Raw genomic sequence first — 19133 nt, 5'->3', positions numbered from 1 at the left:
GCGTGATTTTATGAGCAGGATGGACAAGAAAATCTCATTTGTAATACCTTGTTATTATTCACAGGACACAGTATCAGGCGTTGTAAAGGATATTTTTAAGGAATTTCCTGAGACTGATTATGATGTAGAGGTTGTACTGGTAAATGATGGTTCAAAGGACAACACCTTTAATGTCCTGAAGTCATTAGCTGATGAAGACAGCCGAGTTGTAGCAATTAATTTATCTAGAAATTTTGGGCAGGACGGTGCCACTATGTGTGGGCTTACAGCGGCCACAGGCGATTACATGGTTGTACTTGATGATGATGGTCAGAACCCACCATGCGAAGCCCATAAGCTTTTAGAAGAAATAGAAAAGGGTTATGATATCGTATTTGCAAAATATCATGAGAAAAAGGACTCAGCTTTTAAAAAGTTTGGTCACAATCTAAATGGATATGTAGCTACTAAAATGATTGGTAAGCCAAAGAATATTGAGCTTAACAGCTATTTCGTTATTAATTCCTTTGTGCGAGATCAGATGATTAAGTATAAGGGCGCTTACCCATATATCTGGGGACTCATGCTTAGAGCTACTGATAACATGGCAAATGTATACGTAGAACATAAGGCAAGAGAGGTGGGAGAAAGTACCTACACATTGTCAAAGCTTGTAAATTTGTGGTTTGAAGGAGTTATTTCATTTTCAATTAAACCACTTAGATTAACGTCAGTTTTAGGATTCCTTGCCACTTTGTTGGGATTCATTTTAGTAGTAGTTATTGTAATAAATACCTTGATTCATGGTGATGTAGAAGGTTGGACATCGCTCATAGCTACAATACTGATAATTGGCGGAGTTCAGATGCTGATGCTTGGAATGCTTGGTGAATATGTTGGTAGAAACTTTATCAACAATAACAATTCACCTCAGTATATAGTAAGAGATAAATACACCTTGGCACAGGAAGAGGAAGAATAGTGAAAAATAAGAATACTGTTAGAAAAATTGAAAGCTTAATCGAGCTAGTAGTTCTTACACTAGTGTACCTATATGTTTATTGGAACTACATTTTTAACTGGGAATATTTCCACCCTATGTGGGGCCGTGGAAAGTACGTATTCATGGGCGTTTATTTCATATTAAACCTTGTGATTATCCACCTTTGTGAGGGATTTAAATATGGAATTCTTAGAATTGCAGATGTAATGTTTTCTCAGTGGATTGCTATTTGTATTGTAAATCTTATCACATATTTACAGCTTTCACTTATGGCTAATGTAATGATTTCTGTAAAGCCAATGATGGGTCTTACACTTGCAGATTTTGTAATTTCAGGAATATTCGTTTTCATATTCTTCGCGATTTACAACAAATATTCCAATGCCAGCAAGCTTCTTATGGTTTATGGAAACAAGGAATCTGTTGGACTTAAGCTGAAGATGGATACCCGAGAAGATAGCTATAACATTAAAAAGGTTATCAGCATCGATGAGGGCTTTGATAATGTAATCGCTGAGCTTAAGAATTTTGACGGTGTAGTAATATCAGATGTTAGCGCTGAGCAGCGTAATGATCTTTTGAAATACTGCTACATGAACGAAATTGAGACCTACATCACTCCAAAGATTTCCGATGTAATCATTGGTGGAGGCGAGGATATTCATCAGTTCGACACACCGCTTGTAATGATTAATACTACTGGTCTTACACCTGAGCAGGAGTTGGTTAAGAGATTCTTTGATGTGGTACTTTGTGTGATTGCAGCAGTGGTATTATCACCACTTATGCTTATTATCGCAATTGCGATCAAGCTTGAGGATCATGGTCCTGTTTTTTATAAGCAGGCTCGTGTTACAAAGGACGGAAAGATTTTTGATATCTTAAAGTTCAGAAGTATGGTGGAGGATGCTGAGCAGCGTCCAGCCACAGATGATGACGACAGAATTACAAAGGTGGGACATGTAATCCGTGCAACTCGCGTGGATGAGCTTCCACAGTTGTTTAACATTATAAAGGGAGATATGTCCATTGTAGGTCCACGTCCTGAAAGAACAGAGCACGTGGAGAAATATACAGCGGCTATCCCTGAGTTTGAATTCCGTAGCAAGGTAAAGGGCGGTCTTACAGGCTTTGCTCAGATTTACGGAAAATATAATACATCGGCTTATGACAAGATTAAGCTGGATTTAATGTACATCGAAAACTATACATTTTTATTAGATGTTAAGCTTGTGCTTATGACAATTAGAATTCTTTTCAAGAAGGAAAGTACAGAAGGTTTCGATAAAGTGGTTTCTGCCGATGAGATTTTGGCGTCTCTTGAAAAGCAGAACCATACTGGAGATGAATAATTAATAATGAAAATACTTCATATAGCTCTTGCATCCCATTTCACGGTGGGAATGCTATATCAGGAAAATCAAATGATAAACTGTCAGCGGGCAGATGGTCATGAGGTCACAATTATCACAGACGTATTTCACTATGAGCATGGTGAGTTGGTAAAGGGATCAGAGGAAGATACCATTATGGATAATGGCGCTCGTCTTATCAGGCTTAAGTGGGATAGGATATTCTTCAGTGATTTGTGGACGGAAAAGATTCGTAAAAGCCACAAGGTGAAGAAGCTCCTAAAGGAGATTCAGCCTGACACTATTTTATTTCACGGTCTTTGCGGATATGAGATTATGACTGTTGCAGACTATTGCAAGTCTAATCCGGACTGTCTGTTTTTTGTAGATTGTCATTCTGATTACAATGGCTCTGCAAGAACATTTTTAAGTAAGAATTTTTATAAATTTATCCATGGCCATTTTATTACAAAGGCATCATTATTGGTGGATAAATTCTTTTATACAGGTGAGGAAATGCGCTATTGGATGAACGATTTATTTGTTATTCCAAAGGACAGGCAGGAATTCCTTGCAACGGGAGGCACCATCTACACTGCCCAGCAGCAGAAGGATGCCAGAATGGAGCTTATAAAAAAATATGCTCTTCCTCAGGATGCCATTATTTTGGCTCACTCAGCGAAGCTTATAGATGAGAAGAGTAGGACCAAGGAGTTGATTGAGGCCTTTAGAAAGGTAAATGACCCAAGGCTTACGCTTTTCATTTTTGGATTTATTGCAAAGGAAATGTCATCTGAGATACGCTCACTTATTGAGAGCGATAATCGTATCCATTTCATGGGTTGGAAGGTTAGCACAGAGATAGAAGAGTTCCTTGCAGGTGTAGATATGTATTGCCAGCCAGGAGGCCGTTCTACCACCTTCGAGACTGCCATGTGCTGTGGCTGTGTAAATATGACCTATCCGTTGGATACCTATACAGATGAGAACTACACAGATTGTAATTTTGAAAACTACTTCTTTGTAGAAAATGAAGAAGATATTGTAAAAGTATTAAAGGATATCACTGAGAATGTGCAGGTGTTGGAGCAGGCAAAAGCAAAGTCCTTCTCCTTCGCACGATTAAATTTTGATTATGCGGTGATTTCAAGAAGAATATATACACTATGAATGATTTAAGAGACAAAAATATTTTGATAATCATGCCTCAGTTCTACTCATATCAATCAAAGATGAGAGAAGATCTTGAGGCCAGAGGAGCACATCCTCATTTTTATAATGAAGAACCAGAAAAGACAAAATTCCTTATCTTAAAGAACCTGGGTGATTTGCTTCATGACAAGCATATTTTCGATGGCTTCAATAAAAAGCTAAAGAATCAGATTTTATCTGAAATGCCTGAGGATGGCTATGATTATCTCCTTGTTATTCGAGGAAATGTTCTTTCAGAACAGACTATTCACGAGCTAAAAAATAAGGCATTAAAATCATCAGGAAAGTCCATCTATTATGCCTGGGATTCCTTTGAGAATATGCGCCATAAGGGAGAGATAGGACGCCTTTTCGACTGGAGAGGAACCTTTGATTCAGTAGACGCTAAGGAGTCTAAGCTGGGTTATGAGTTGTTACCACTTTTTTATTCTGACGAGTTTGATGGAGCAAAGCTGGAGGCGCCTACAGAATACAAATATGATTATATATCTGTATCAGCATTCTTCCCATTCCGTTACCGCTATTTCAAGGCTTTTAAGAAAGCAAATCCTGATAAGAAGATGTGCTTAAAGCTTTACCTAAATCCAAGCGTTTATCGTGGAAAGAAGATAAAGGATCCAAAGCTTGTAAAAAATTTGGATATGGATATCATCAGCTTCGAACCTTTCAAGCCTGAAGAAATCCGAGAGATGTGCAGAAATTCAAAGGCAATTCTTGATTTAGCCCATGAACAGCAGCAGGGATTGACAATGCGCACAATGGAAACATTGGGAATTAAGAGAAAACTAGTCACAAACAACATATATTTACGCGACTATGAGTTCTATAATGAAACTAATGATTTGATACTTACAGATTTAGCTGCAAAGGCTGATAAAGCCGAGCAAACTGGGGATTATAGTGAATTCATTCTTCCAGGTGGGGAATGGCTTGATAAGCCGTATCTGGAAAATGAGGGAGTAAGACAAAAATATAGTATCCATTCGTGGATAGATAATTTGTTTATTAATTAGTAGGGGGTATAAGGAAATCAAAACTAGGGAGTATGAACTTGATTTCCTGAAGGTAGTTGCAACAATATTAATAATGTTCCATCACTATCAACAGGATACAAGAGTTTTTTTGAGGGTAAAATAAATTTTTTTAACGGAAAGTTTTATTTTGGACTTGTAGTAGAGTTGTTTTTTATTCTTTCCGGATATTTCATGTATGATTACATTAAAAAGATTGAGGAAGGATATCCTTTTCCAAAATTTTATGTAAAAAGATTGGTAAGATTTTTTCCACTTTTGTTCATAAGTGCTGCTTGCTATGAGGTGATTTTGAACTGGTTTGAGCAAGTATTCCTGTACAAATGGAGTGATATATCAATATCCTTATGGGGACTTATCATTACATCACTTGGTATACAAGCAGGGTGGTCATTAGATAATCCAGTCATTAATAATCCTACATGGTATATAAGTGTTTTGATGCTTTGCTATGTGATTTTCTATTTTTTAATTTATATAGCAAAAAGGCTGAATTTAAAGGTTGAATATCTATTTATAGTAATGATATTTATTGGAATGGGAATTCGAGATTTTGGTCTTAACTTACCATTTCTAAATGCATCTTCATGTAGGGGATATTATGCATTCTTTTTTGGAGTATTATTTGCAGAATTTTTGAGAAAACACAAGATAACCAAAAAAGAGACTTTGATTTGCGGTTTAGTGCCTATTATACTTACACTCTTAATAGTGTATACAGAGTGTTTAATGGTTAAGGGTATAGATTATGTTATGACCTTCGTTTACTATCCCGCACTAATCATTTTTTGCAAATATGGTATAGGAAATATTTTAAATCATCCATTTATTGGTTTGATGGGAAAGATTTCCTTTGATGTGTTTATTTGGCATCATCCAGTTAATATGTTTATGATTATTGCAATATATAGATTTAATATACCATGCAATATATATAGATTTAGGACGATGCTGATATATGCCTTAATATGTTGGGTAGTTGGAACTATATCATATATATGCATAGACAAGCCAATAGCAGGATTGATAAAAAGAAAGTTTAAATATATTAGTTAATATATAAGGAGCTGAGTTTAGACTATGAAATATTTAGTTACAGGTGCAAATGGTTATATAGGTCAGGGCGTAGTAAAGACTATGTTAGATCTAGGTGCTGAGGTTGTAGCTACTGATTTTCACACAGATGAGGTGGATGAGAGAGCTAAAAGAATCGATGCGGATCTTTTTACTTTAGATGACCCATATGGCTACTTTGAGAAGCCAGATGTAGTTATTCATCTTGCTTGGCGTGATGGTTTTCGTCACGCATCGGAGAATCACATGAAGGATTTACCAAACCATTATGCATTTATCGAGAAGATTTGTAAGGCTGGTATCCGTAAGATGTGTGTCATGGGGACAATGCATGAGATTGGCTTCATGGAAGGCTGTATTAAAGCTGAGACTCCATGTGCACCACAGTCTCTTTATGGCATTGCAAAGAATGCCCTTCGTCAGGCGACAATCCTTGCATGTAAAGAGAACAACGTGAAGCTCCAGTGGCTTCGCGGATACTATATCGTAGGTAATACTCATAGAGGCTGCAGTATCTTCTCTAAGCTTACAGCAGCTGCTGAGGCAGGAGATGAGACATTCCCATTCACAACAGGTCAGAACCAGTTTGATTTTACAGACTATGATTTGTTCTGTGAGCAGGTAGCAAAGGCCAGTATGCAGGATGAAGTTCTTGGAATAATCGAATGTTGTACAGGAAAGCCTATGAAGCTTGCAGACCGTGTGGAGAAATTCATCACTGATAACGGATATAATATCAGCTTAGCTTATGGTACCTTCCCTGACAGACCATACGATTCCAAAGCTGTATGGGGAGATTCTACAAAAATAGACAAAATATTAATGAACTGGAGATAGTGTATGAAACCCGTATTATATATAGTTATTCCATGTTACAACGAAGAAGCTGTTCTTCCTATAACAGCTCCTTTATTCTTAGATAAAATAAAAGAGCTTGTAAGTCTAGATAAGATAGATGATAAATCCCGCATCATGTTTGTAAATGATGGTTCGAAGGACAATACTTGGGATATCATCAAGAATCTTGCAAAGCAGGATGAGCATTACATCGGTATCACACAGAGCCGTAACCGTGGCCACCAGAACGCTGTTCTTGCAGGTCTTATGGAGGCTAAGGAGCTTTGTGATATCACTATCTCTATCGATTGTGATGGACAGGATGATATTAATGCAATGAATGAAATGGTAGATGCATATGCAGACGGCTGCGAGGTAGTTTACGGAGTTCGTAGCAAGCGTGATACGGATACATTCTTCAAGAGATTCACAGCTGAAAGCTTCTACAAGCTTCTTAATAGCATGGGAGCAGAAGTTGTTTATAATCACGCAGATTATCGTTTAGTATCAAGTCGTGTTCTTAATGAATTTGCTAATTACAAGGAGGTAAACATCTTCCTCAGAGGAATGTTCCCGCTTGTTGGCTTTAAGAGCACAAGCGTATATTACGAGCGTAATGAGCGAATTGCCGGAGAGAGTCACTATCCACTTTCGAAGATGCTTAGCCTTGCCTTTGACGGTATTACATCACTTAGTATAAAGCCTATTCGTATGATTACAGGCTTCGGTATTTTTGTAGCGCTCATAAGTCTTATTTTATTAATCTACTCAGTTGTGCAGTATTTCCTTGGACATACTATGAGCGGTTGGTCAAGTCTTATGGTGGCTGTATGTTTCCTTGGCGGAATCCAGCTTATTTCCCTTGGTGTTATCGGTGAGTATGTTGGAAAGACATACATGGAGACAAAGGCTAGACCAAGATACATAATTAGCGAGCGTACATACGATAAAGAGTAAAGCTGTGATGATTAATAAACTATACTCAAATGTTCAAAATGCAAAGAAGAGTGGCAAAGGATATTGGAAATATCTGTTTAAGCTTAATAAGCTTTTAGTGAATTACTTTTATCCATTGTCTCAAAAGAATAATACCAAGATAGGTATAGATAAGAGTAGCGATGTGATTGTTTCACTTACAACCTATCCAGCCAGAATAAACACTGTATGGGTGACCATATCTACTCTTTTAAATCAGACATATAAGCCTGCAAAGGTTGTTTTATATTTATCAAAAGAACAGTTTCCAAATGGTGCAGATGAGCTTCCAGTGGAGCTTTTAAAACAACAGAGCAGGGGATTAGAAATAGGTTTTGTGGATGACGATTTAAAGCCTCATAAAAAGTATTATTATGCACTTCAAGATTATCCAGATAAGATGGTTATTACAGCTGATGATGATGTATTCTATCCGGAGAATCATATTGAAAAATTAGTAGAAGCATCAAAGAAGTATCCTGATGCAGTTATCTGTTTGAGAAGTCATCGAATCACCACTAATGACGGAGAATTTACACCATATAATTCATGGAAAGAAGTCCTTACTGATGAGCCGGATTTCGCTACCATCCCTATAGGCTGTAATGGAGCGTTGTATAAGAGAAAGTTTTTCGATGAAGAGCTTTTTGATGCAGAAAAGATAAAAGAATATGCCTTATTTACAGATGATCTTTGGCTCAAGATTATGGAGCTGAAAAATGGAGTAAAGGCGTATAATTGTGCTGAAGAGCCTCTGATTTATTTTGATAATATATTTAACAAGAACACAGGCTTATGGCACGCTAATGCATCAGAGGATAGTAATAGAAATGATGATGTATGGGGAAAGCTTATAGAAAAATACACGGAAATAAAAGAATTATTAATATAGTAAGAAGGACCACTAGATTAAATCTAGCGGTCCTTCTTTATTTGTAGCTTGGCTATTAGTTTTTCTTTTATAAGTGTAATCTCATTGATATGCATAAATGTCAAAATGACAAAGTACATGGTTAACCCAACAACAGCAGAAAGCCCAAAGATTAGGATGTTACTGTTAAAGGTGTTCTTGAAGAAGTAAATAATCAATACAAGAACTACGGCTCCTGGAAACTGTTTCAGTAAAACTGGAATATATACTAAAAGTGAATAATCAGGTATGTATTTCTTTAAAATAAAGGAATTTATAATAAAGTTTACAGTCAGGAATATTGAGCTTGCAAGGGTAACGCCCATGATTCCAATATATCTTGATAAAAGAATACTGAAGAATACGTTGCAGGCAACTGCGAAGAAGCCAGTGTACATAGGTCCTTTAGTATCCTTAAAGGCGTAAAGCCCACGGGAAGCGATATCTCTTACGCCTGCGCTTATGAAGCCGACACCATAGCCAATGAGAGCTGCACTTGTCATTGCAACTGAAGTTTCATCGAACTGTCCGCGCTTGAACACGATGGTAACGATTTCTGTGGCACACAAGCAGGTGATAATGGAAATTGGAGCCATTATACAAATCATTGCGTTAACCGCAGAGGTCATAGTCTCAGAAAGTTTTTTGGTGTTTCCTTCTGCAGCATAGTTGGAGAAGTTTACATAAAGAACATCTACAACATTATTAACAATTACATTGATTACAAGATCTTCTAGTACGATTGCATAAGCAAGGGCTGTGGCATTTCCTTCACCAAGGCTTGATGAAATGGAACCATCTACAATCTTGTTAATCTGGAAGACAGAGTTTCCAATAAAAACAGGAAGTGCAGCAGTAAGAATAACCTTTAGCTCTGGAACATCCTTAAATCTTACAAATTGGAAATTAACATAGCGTCTGCTGCGAATGAACAATAAGGTAATAAAAAGGAAGTAGCTAAGGTACTGAGCAATTACAAGTGATGTAACAGCCTGAGTGCTATATAAAAGTATGCAGCAGATGATGGTAACAGTACTTGTGAAAAACGACTCTGTACGACTAACTGCAAAATCTTTGTTGGAATCCATTAGTGCAGTTCCAACCATTGTAAAGATTGAAAATACAAATAATGGATAGCAGATATACAAATAATGCTTTAGTACTGCAGTTTCGCTAGGAGTGTAGGCTGGGCCTAAAATCTTAGCAATTACAGGTGTAAGCATGTATACTAGCAAAAGAATAAAAGGTGCTATAGGAAGCATAAATTCCAAGCAAGCACAAATAAGCTTTGAAGCAGCATCCTTTCCTTTTTGTATAAAGGTGTGAGTGTAGATGCTTACCATTGAAATGGATATGGCACGAACCAGGGCGGAGGTCATGGTGCCAACAAAGGTATATGCCAGGTTATAAGCATCTGTCTCTCCAGTGGTACCGAAATAGTAAGCAATTACGGATTGCTTTACAAATCCTAGTATTTTAAAGCTTAGCGTCATACAGGCTATCATAACAGTGGTAGCCAAGACGCTTTTAGTTTTCTTAGTCATAACTTAACCTTTCAATCTGTGTTCAAATAAAGAGATTATACATCTTTATAGTGGCATAAGCAAAGAAAATAGTATAGAATAAATTTGGATTTTATTAGCAAAATCAAGGAGAATAATGATGACAGAAGCGGCAGACAAGAAAAGAATAATATTCAATGTATTCCTTGGATTAATTGTATTAGTAGGGTCGTTTTATGTTGCCACAGAAGGTTTTTATATGGATGAGGCAGGTTTGCTTGCTACCTATAAGGGAATCTTCCAGGGAAACAGAATGTTTATAGATTCATGGGGGCCATATCAGCTGGGGGGTATTCTTACTTACCCACTTTTTGCTTTGTATTATTATGCATTAGAGCCAGTGTTATATCCTATAGGTATTGGCTTCATGCTTTATACACGTATTTGTTACCAGATTATCAGACTTTTAATTGCGATTTATTTATACGCTACTATCAAAAAGACTGAGTACGAGAAAGGTGCCTTCCTTACAGCTCTCACTTATTATGTGCTTTTTATTTCATATAAGAACTTTTCATATAAATCCATGTGTGATTTTGGTATTGTTCTATTTATTTGCTGGGCAGTCAGATTCTTTGATACCAGAAATAGATGGTACTTCTTGCCAATGGGACTGGCTACATGCGTAATGATTCTTTCATATCCAACCATGATTATCTTCCCAGTATTTGTGGTTATTTCCTTGATTGTTCTTATGTACAATGGCTACGAATTAGGAAAGCCTACTATTATATATATTGTCACTTGCGTGGTAGTAGGTGTTGCAGTTGTTATTTACTTACAGCTTACATCGGGAATAATGAATATCATTCCACAGCTAGCTTACATAGAGGACTCTGCTTACAAGAATCCTATGTACGTCAGATTTGGAATGATGTTACTTAGCTATTTGGTATTCTTTGTAATAGCTTATGCACCGGTTGTAGTGCTCAAGATTATAGGTTTTATCAGAGGAATGGACGATGAAACAGCTCATGTAATTCTTTCGATTTACTGGATTCTTTTCATGGCGGCTTCAATTATAGCACGTCCAGAAAGCGTTAGTGCCAGCCGTTTTGTATATGGTTGCCTTATTATTTTCTGGTGGTTACCATTCTTTGTGGAAAAGAGAGAAAAGCTTGAATATACAAGAATAGGACATTATAAGTTGCCAGAGCACGAAGGCAAGGGAATGCTTAAGATTATCTTCTTCATTTCTGTTGTGGTTCAGCTTATTTGGTCTATTAGCACTAATCAGGGTATCACAGTCCCAGGATACATGTGCTTTTATGTAGTACTTATTGTAGTTATGCTTGCAGCTTCAGAGGAAGTGCTAGGACTGAAGCTTTTAGCTACTGCTGTAGTAGGCTTCGCGCTTTTCTTCTCTTTGGTATGGGTGGCAGAGAGCGATGGAGGCTACAATGATATTTTTGAGAGCCGCTACTATGTTACTGATGGTGCATATAAGGGTATTGCTTTAGATCAGACAGATTACGATATGAACAAGGCTGCATATGACCTTGTGACTGAGTATGTCACATCAGAGGACAAATTGTTCGTTCTTCATGGATATAGCTATAGCGCTTACCTTAATAGCGATGCAAAGCAGGGCGCAGGCTCACCTTATTCAAGAGCAGGAAAGGGTCAGATGCGTGTGCTTCAGTATTGGGAGGTAAATCCTGAGAACCAGCCAGATTATATAATGATTAACCCATCCAACAAATACTATGAAGAATTTGTTGGTGGAGAGACAGAAGAATACATAAACGAGAATTATAAGACCACTGTTGCTACAGAGGGAGACTTTATTTTATTAGCAAGATAAGGAATATTATGAAAAAACAGCTTATTATCATACCAGCTTATCAACCACTTGAAAGCTTGGTTCCACTTACCAAGGATATCTTTAATTATTTTGAAAACGTGCTTGTAATAGATGATGGTGGCGGAGAGAAATACGCCCATATCTTCACTCAGCTTAAAGACATGGGAGCTATCATTGTTACCCATGCTATCAACCAAGGAAAGGGACGTGCTCTTAAGAGTGCTATTAATTACTGCTTACTTAATCCTGAGATTGCAAAGGCTGGCGTTATCACTGTAGATGCTGATGGTCAGCACAGACCAGCAGATATAGTAAAGGTGGCAGAGGCTATGGAGCAGAATCCTAATGATGTAGTGCTTGGATGTCGTGCTTTTGACACAGGAAATGTTCCATGGAGAAGCCGTATGGGAAATGGCATTTCCCGCAAGGTATATAAATGGACCTGTGGTATCAATGTATCTGATACACAGACAGGCCTTAGAGGATTGCCTTTCTCCTTCCTAGAGATAGCAGCTCGTTGCGAAGGAGAAAAATACGAATACGAGACAAATATGCTTCTGGATATTAAGTCAAACAAGGTTAATATCACAGAGGTTACTATAGAGACAGTTTACGAGAATAATAATGAGTCTTCTCATTTTAATCCTGTGAGAGATTCAATTCGTATTTACAGTATTATTCTGAAGTATTCCTTTGCATCACTGTTTTCGGCATTGATAGATTACATTATCTTTATTATTGCTCATGCCTGTGGTGCAAAGATTATGATGGCTACTTACATAGCACGAGCCTGCTCATGTCTTATCAATTTCACCTTGAATAAGAACGTGGTATTTCAGGGCAAAGGCAACAGTGCCGTACAGTTAGCAAAGTATCTTGTGCTTGTAGTAATTTCAGGAACTATTTCCGGCTGGGCAGTAACAAACCTTTCGGCGTTGATTCCAGCTGTGGCTCCTGTAATTATCAAGGTACCAGTAGAGATAATCCTTTACTTATTTAATTATACAGTTCAGAGAACCTTAATCTTTAGTGATAAGGAGTAGGTAGATGCTGTCGATACTTTTATTTATCTTAATAATATCCGCATTTGCGGTATTCGCGTGCTTTAGATTTGACAAGGCTTTCGAGGAGGCCTTGCCAATTTCATGCATGGGAATAATATTGATTCTATTTTTGTTTGGCATGATTAACATATTGCAGGTAGGTGCATTTGTTATTTGTGCCGCTGCTTTTTTTATATACGTATATACGTTTTATTACATTTACAAAAATGGTAAGGCAGATTTAGTAAAGCAACGTTTATTTAATCTAATAACACCGGGCTCGGTGGTATTTATCGTGTTAGCAGGCCTGTTATCATACTGTAACAAAGACAGACTTGCCATGACTACAGATGAGTTTTCACACTGGCTTGATACAGTCGTTATTATGGCTCGTATCGATAGATTTGGAACGGTGCCAAATTCTACAGCTGTATTTCCATCGTACCCACCAGCTATGTCGCTTTTTCAGTATCTTTTAGAAAAAGTTAACATGGTCTGCACTGGTGATTTTTCTGAGTGGAAATGTTACTTCGCTTATCAATTACTTGCAGTGATAATAATGCTGCCATTTATAAGAGTAGTCGAGAAGGGACTGGCTAAAAAGTTTGCTGGCACTATTGTGTGGCTCATAGCTCTTGTAGCACCTTTGTATTTCTTTAAGGATTCATATGCATCCCTTTACATTGATCCATTTCTTGGAGTGATGGGAGGCAGTGGCTTTGCAGCAGTTGCTCTCACAAAGAATAAGGACAGATTTTACCATACTTACATGGCTTTACTTTGCGGCACACTTGTATTAGCAAAGGATGTTGGTCTATATCTGGCAATGTTTATCGGCTTGTTCTATTGCATAGATTATCTGTCATCCACAAAAACAGATAACAAGATAAAAAAGCTTAATGCGCTTATTCCTTTAGAGGTAATGCTTGTAGCAAAGCTTCTTTGGAAGCTAGAGCTTAGCGTATCTCATACGGAGCAGAAATTTAGTGCGCCTTTTGATGTAGCAGGAACCATCGCTACTATAAAAGGCCAAGGCACACCATTTTATACTGTAGTTTATGATAATTTCAGAGCAGCAATTACTTATCGCTATATTTACTATGAGCGCTTAGGATTTAACTATGCCGCCATAATGGCTCTTATGGCTATAGCTTTTATATTATTTAGCAAGAGACTTTACAGACTTGGCAGAATTGGTAAGACTACAGCGATTTCGGGAGCAGTAATACCTAGCGCAGCAGTTATATTTTACATTCTGTCGCTGTTTCCACTTTATATATCTCGCTTCTCAGAATACGAAGCAGAAAATCTGGCTTCCTTTGACAGATATTGTGGAATCGTTCTTTTGACAGGTTTGATATACGCTGTATTCCTTTTGAGAGATGCTATTTTAGATAGAGCAAACAAAGTAGTGATGGTTCTTATCGCTGTATTAATCGTAGTCAGCGTAAGACACAGCCAGTACGATACACTGTATTCTTTTGCAGAAAGAAAATCAGTAGAAGCATCACTAGAGTATCGTCAGAATATTAATATACTTGCAGATAAGATAAATAGTAATACTGAAGAGGATGCTTCTATTTTATTGGTGGGTGGAGACAAAGATGCTCCTTTCCATCCAATTCTTGAAACGATAGCAAAGCCAAGACATTTTGTCTTTAGCGATAAGCATTTCGGTGAGACTATTGATGAAAGTGGTTCTGGTTTATCAACTGAAGAATTGCAGAGCCTGCTTGCAAGCACCTATGATTATGTAGCTGTTTATAGTATTACTGAGAACTTAGGTGAAAATTATTTAGGCATATTTGAAAATCCTAATGAGGTAAATGCGTTATCTCTGTATAGGGTTAATGATGAGGGAAAATTGGTATTAGTTTTATAAATTATAGTACAACAGATTAGTAGGACTCGAGGGAAAATGAGTGGAGTAAAAAGAAGAATAATAATTATATTAGGTTTTATCGTAAGTGCAGCTTTGATGCTTGTATATCTTTGTTATACAGGGAATCAAAATCAGGTATTCACTGATGTGGTAAATGAATACACCGCACTTATGGGAAGCAATATTAGTTCACAAAGAGATACTTTTTATCTGTTTTCCTTTTTAGGAATGATACTCGTAAGTCTTTATTATTTGATATTCAATAACAAAAGGATTGAAGATCAGCAATCAGGTAGAGTAGGAGCTGATAAATTAATATTACTTGCGCTTGGAATGAATATAGCAATAGAAATGATTGTCTATCAAAGCTATAACTGGATAGCAATTGTGGCTTTGCTATTCGCAGTTGTTATAGCTGCTAAGGATGAAAAGTTAGTAGTATCAGGAACAGCATTCTTATTTGTTACCGTATATGCCTTATGTGGCCTTTATCGTTTATATGTTTTAAAAGGTGGCATGAAATCTGTTTCAGAAGTACAGATTGCTATTGCAGCTTTAACTATTTCTGCCTTATTTTTCTTTTTGTTAGGTAGTGAAGTAGCATTTGTCAGAGGAATTCTTATAGCACAATTAGTCATTCCTTTTACGTTACTTACATACCTTATTTCAAAATATTTATTCGAAAACAATGAGTATATAAATATTCCAGTTCCTAAGAAGGTAAAGGTTTTAGTTTGTATGCTGATAGTTTGCTTTATCTCAGAAGCAATCTATAAAATCATAAAGAACTGGAAAACAGCCAATAGTCTAAGTGATGTTTTAGCCTATGGTACTTGTGTTTCCATAATATCCTTTAATAGATACAGCGGAACAGGTGCTATTATCACAAACGATTTACACCATACAGCCGAGAATATTATTGGCTACTTCCAGATGGTTAAGTTAGGACAGAAGGCCTTCTCAGAATATATTCCGGTATCGGGAATGTATTCAATAGTTCATGGCTTTTTCCTGGATTTCTTTGGAAATGGCCAATATTCATACTACTACCTAACTACAAATGTATTTTTTCTTTTTATAACTCTGCTTATTGTATTTTTATTGAAAAGACAGGTTAAGGGCGAATGGATGCTTTTAGCAACACTTGTTTTTTCAGTGATAGATTATAACAGAGTGGCTTTAATTGTACCTTCTGTATTGATTCTGACATTACCAGAATTGATAAAGGATAAAAATAAGTGGTTAAAGGCGTGGTTTTTAACTAGCTATATTCATGGTCTTTTCTATCCGGTTTTTGGAGCAGCCGTATGTGCAGGATTTTTACCATTTGGAATATGGCAGATATATGGATATGTTAAATCAGGAAAGCTTAAAGAGGATATTAAGACAGTAAGCTTTTGGATATGGTGGGCTATGTGCTGTATACCTGTGCTTTTAGGTGTCCCATATTTGATTGGCACTGTAAAACACATGAAAGCCATGGCAGACCAAACCGTATATGCCGACGGATATGCCAGATTTGGACAACCAATATTAGATATCTTTTTCCCATATATCACAAGTGAACCAGTGAAATTGGCACTATGGTATTTGTTCTCATTTTTATTTGTAATACTTGTAGTATGGGTTTCAGCTATTCTATTTTTCGAAAATGGAAAGGTACATTTATATAAGTGGAAGCTGAGAATTGAAAATCCGGAAGCAGGCTTTATGTCAATCTCAGTCAGTTTGTTACTGTTAATATCATTTAGCTATTCAGTAATTAGATTGAGCACTGGTTCTATATACGAAAGAAATATTGGTGTAATCTGGGCTGCCTTTATCATAATGCTTGTGATATTAGATAGGTATATGAAAGATAATTACAAGACCGCAATATTGTTTGGGTATGTGATTTTCATGATTTCAGTTCTTGGTGGAATTGGCTTTACAAATATTTCATCAGCTTCGAAACTGGAAGCATATTATACAGTTCCAGAAGAATTTGTATATGTAAAAAATAATCAGGTCAAGAGGCTTGGAGAAGGCTTCATTAAGAATACTAACTACGATTCCTTGGAACAGGCGTATGAACGAATAATTGATTTAGACAAAGATAAGTCCTATTTGGGAAGAGTATCAGATTTCTTTTATTTTTACTGTTTTGATATTAAAGGTGATTCAGTTCTCGAAATTAACCCTACTATAAGGGGGTACGGAGCTGCTCAGGAGACAGTGGATTTAATTCGTAAAAACGGAACTATTGTTGGAACAAACCTAAATCCAGTAGATAACTATTATTTTTATCATTGGTTAGTTACTTCAGGAGAATATGTTTATGACGAAAACACCTATGCATTTTATCCAAACCATGGAGAGTTTTCGGTAGAGGAAGCCAAAGAAAAGAATAAGGTATGTCATTTAGAGGCAGAAGATTATAATCTTATCTTTTCGGCGGGCTCGTGGGGAAGCTCTATGGATTCCTTAGAACCTATATTTAGAGATGCAAATGTAAAATATACGACTGAAGATGTTGATAAAGCAACAGTAATTGAATTTGATTCAAAGATAAAAGGGGAAGATGCAGATTATTTATACCTTGAATTTGATGGCGTGAGTGATAACATTACTTACGTTTATGAAAATAATTCCTGGGATGATAAATCCAAGTGGAAAAAACTTCTCACTAAGAAATACTATAATTTAGATACTACGGTTTATGTTTTTTGGATGGATGATACAGGAGAAGTTCATAAGATAGCAGCACAAATGGACGAGGGCAAATTGCTCATACCTATGGGTGCAGCAGGAGGATGGCTTTTCGATTCCCATTCTTTTATTCAAATTCAAGTACAAGGTGGTTATGATGTAATGGATAATGTCCCAAAAATCACCAACGTAAGATTATTAAAGCTCCGAGAAGTGAAATAGGAGAGAACAAAGTTGTTAGATAAAGTAAAGAGTAACATTTTAAAAAACAGGATATTAATAGTTATTATTATAGGATGTATTCTGCGACTTGCTTTTGTAGGCAGAATACCTGCAAATAATAACTATTTTAGGGATGAAGCATTCTCAGCTTATGAGGCATACTCCATGTTGAATTATGGAATGGATTCCCATGGCTATCATAATCCAGTGTATTTGGAGACATGGGGTAGTGGAATGAGTGCTGTGCAGTGTTATTTCCAAATGTTGTTCATTAAGATTTTGGGATTTAATTCTGTAGCAGTAAGATTACCACAGGCAATATTGGGATGTGTCACCTTACTTTTTTTCTATTTACTTTTAAAAGAGCTATCAAATGAACAGGTGGCCTTTTGGTCTACGCTTGTGTTGGCTGTCAGTCCATGGCACATCAATATGAGCCGCTGGGGACTTGATTGCAATTACTATGTGGGATTCGTAACCATAGCCCTGTATTTGATTATTACATCAAGAAACGTTTGGTGGAAGACAATAATAGCAGCAGTAATTACGGCTATTGCAATTTACAGCTACGCCTCGCCATGGGTCATTATGCCTGTACTTGTTTATGGCACACTTATATATTTGTTTGTTAAGAAAGAGATTTCACTGAAATCTATAATTCTTTTCACGATAGTGCTAGGAGTCCTAGTTTCTCCTCTTCTTCTTTTTGTTTTAGTAAACTTAGATGTTATTGAGGAAATAAAGACCGGATTTATCTCAATACCTAGACTTAGCTATTTTAGAAGTGGTGATGTAAAGCCATCGTTTAAAAATCTTGGCACACTTATTACATATTTTTGGACTCAGTACGATTATGTATCCTTTGATGCAACAAGAATTTTTGGTACCTATTACATTTTTTCTAACCTGTTTCTAGTAATTGGTTTGATTGTAAGTGTAGTAAAAAGAAATGCAAAAGCAATTGTTATGTGGATATGGTTTGCCTGCGGAATATTCATGGGCTTATCTATTGAGACTAATTTCCAGAGATTAAACATCCTCTTCCTTCCATTAATATTCTTTATTGGAACGGGAATTGCGTTTGTAATAGATTGGGTAAAGAAATATAAAAAGGCAACAGTAGCGGTGATAACAGCACTTTACAGCGTTAGTGTCATCCTGTTTGCAGGTTATTACTTTACAGATTACAACGAGATGATGGATAGAGTTTGGCCAGCAGGTGCAGAGGAAGCTATTCAGTTTGCTATGCAGTATGATGGCACCATTCATGTGTCAGGAATGCGACATCCTATAGTATTGTGCTACAGCAAATATCCCGTTGATAAATATGTAGAGACTGTAGAATATGAGGATGATCACGCAAAGTTTTTACAGCCTATCCGATGGGAAGGCTATGATTTTACAGATTATACAGTAAATGATGCAGTGTCAGGAGATGTATATATCTGTTTAATTGATTCAACAGAAGATGTAGAGTGGATGCAGACACAGGACATGTCTTTCGCTCAGTTTGGAATGTATTACGTGGCAGTAGCCAACTAACTTACTTGGAAGGGAAA

14 protein-coding genes are annotated in these 19133 nt (G+C 36.7%); 13 read left to right on the top strand and 1 reads right to left on the bottom strand.

The genetic code is table 11. The annotated features are described in order from the left end of the window. Positions 1–10 precede the first annotated feature (10 nt). From BLP54_RS04160 to BLP54_RS04125, 8 genes are all read left to right on the top strand, one after another. On the top strand, positions 11–961 hold the full coding sequence (locus BLP54_RS04160) for a glycosyltransferase family 2 protein (RefSeq protein WP_090167085.1): 951 nt from the start codon (positions 11–13) through the stop codon (positions 959–961). Next, on the top strand, positions 961–2334 hold the full coding sequence (locus tag BLP54_RS04155; protein WP_090167083.1) for a sugar transferase: 1374 nt from the start codon (positions 961–963) through the stop codon (positions 2332–2334). The genes BLP54_RS04160 and BLP54_RS04155 overlap by 1 nt, the downstream gene beginning before the upstream one ends. Before the next feature lie 6 nt (positions 2335–2340). Then, positions 2341–3504 (top strand): glycosyltransferase family protein, encoded by a 1164-nt coding sequence (locus tag BLP54_RS04150; RefSeq protein WP_090167081.1) that lies wholly within the window; start codon positions 2341–2343, stop codon positions 3502–3504. Further along, positions 3501–4559: a WaaS/CpsH family glycosyltransferase gene (locus BLP54_RS04145; protein WP_090167079.1), complete on the top strand. Its 1059-nt coding sequence runs from the start codon at positions 3501–3503 to the stop codon at positions 4557–4559. The genes BLP54_RS04150 and BLP54_RS04145 overlap by 4 nt, the downstream gene beginning before the upstream one ends. 66 nt (positions 4560–4625) lie before the next feature. Further along, on the top strand, positions 4626–5633 hold the full coding sequence (locus BLP54_RS04140) for an acyltransferase family protein (RefSeq protein WP_090167077.1): 1008 nt from the start codon (positions 4626–4628) through the stop codon (positions 5631–5633). Between the two features lie 24 nt (positions 5634–5657). Further along, the gene (locus tag BLP54_RS04135) at positions 5658–6488 is read left to right on the top strand and encodes an NAD-dependent epimerase/dehydratase family protein (RefSeq protein ID WP_090167075.1); all 831 of its coding nucleotides are present in this window, start codon (positions 5658–5660) and stop codon (positions 6486–6488) included. Positions 6489–6491: 3 nt separating this feature from the next. Then, positions 6492–7445: a glycosyltransferase family 2 protein gene (locus tag BLP54_RS04130; protein ID WP_090167073.1), complete on the top strand. Its 954-nt coding sequence runs from the start codon at positions 6492–6494 to the stop codon at positions 7443–7445. Positions 7446–7452: 7 nt separating this feature from the next. Next, positions 7453–8355, top strand: a complete 903-nt coding sequence (locus BLP54_RS04125; RefSeq protein ID WP_090167071.1) for a glycosyltransferase — start codon at positions 7453–7455, stop codon at positions 8353–8355. A 23-nt stretch (positions 8356–8378) separates the two neighbouring features. Here BLP54_RS04125 and murJ read toward each other — a convergent pair whose 3' ends face one another. After that, positions 8379–9917 (bottom strand): murein biosynthesis integral membrane protein MurJ, encoded by a 1539-nt coding sequence (gene murJ / locus BLP54_RS04120; RefSeq protein WP_090167069.1) that lies wholly within the window; start codon positions 9915–9917, stop codon positions 8379–8381. Between the two features lie 115 nt (positions 9918–10032). Between murJ and BLP54_RS04115 the strand changes: the two genes are divergently transcribed. The 5 genes from BLP54_RS04115 to BLP54_RS04095 all read left to right on the top strand — a co-directional run bounded on the left by BLP54_RS04115 (position 10033) and on the right by BLP54_RS04095 (position 19116). Further along, on the top strand, positions 10033–11739 hold the full coding sequence (locus BLP54_RS04115) for a hypothetical protein (protein ID WP_143001987.1): 1707 nt from the start codon (positions 10033–10035) through the stop codon (positions 11737–11739). An 8-nt stretch (positions 11740–11747) separates the two neighbouring features. After that, complete coding sequence (locus BLP54_RS04110; protein ID WP_090167064.1) at positions 11748–12782, top strand: bifunctional glycosyltransferase family 2/GtrA family protein; 1035 nt, start codon at positions 11748–11750, stop codon at positions 12780–12782. 4 nt (positions 12783–12786) lie between these two features. After that, entirely contained in the window at positions 12787–14664 is a 1878-nt protein-coding gene (locus BLP54_RS04105) for a hypothetical protein (protein ID WP_176754464.1), read from the top strand. A 147-nt stretch (positions 14665–14811) separates the two neighbouring features. Beyond that, entirely contained in the window at positions 14812–17574 is a 2763-nt protein-coding gene (locus BLP54_RS04100) for a hypothetical protein (protein ID WP_176754463.1), read from the top strand. Positions 17575–17586: 12 nt separating this feature from the next. Then, the gene (locus BLP54_RS04095) at positions 17587–19116 is read left to right on the top strand and encodes a glycosyltransferase family 39 protein (RefSeq protein WP_090167056.1); all 1530 of its coding nucleotides are present in this window, start codon (positions 17587–17589) and stop codon (positions 19114–19116) included. Positions 19117–19133: the final 17 nt, after the last annotated feature.

Origin of the sequence: Pseudobutyrivibrio sp. 49, from assembly GCF_900100545.1 — a bacterium.
In the GTDB taxonomy this organism is placed as follows: Bacteria; Bacillota; Clostridia; order Lachnospirales; family Lachnospiraceae; genus Pseudobutyrivibrio.
The sequence above is the reverse complement of the archived record's forward strand: the minus strand, read 5'-3'. Positions and strand labels throughout refer to the sequence as shown.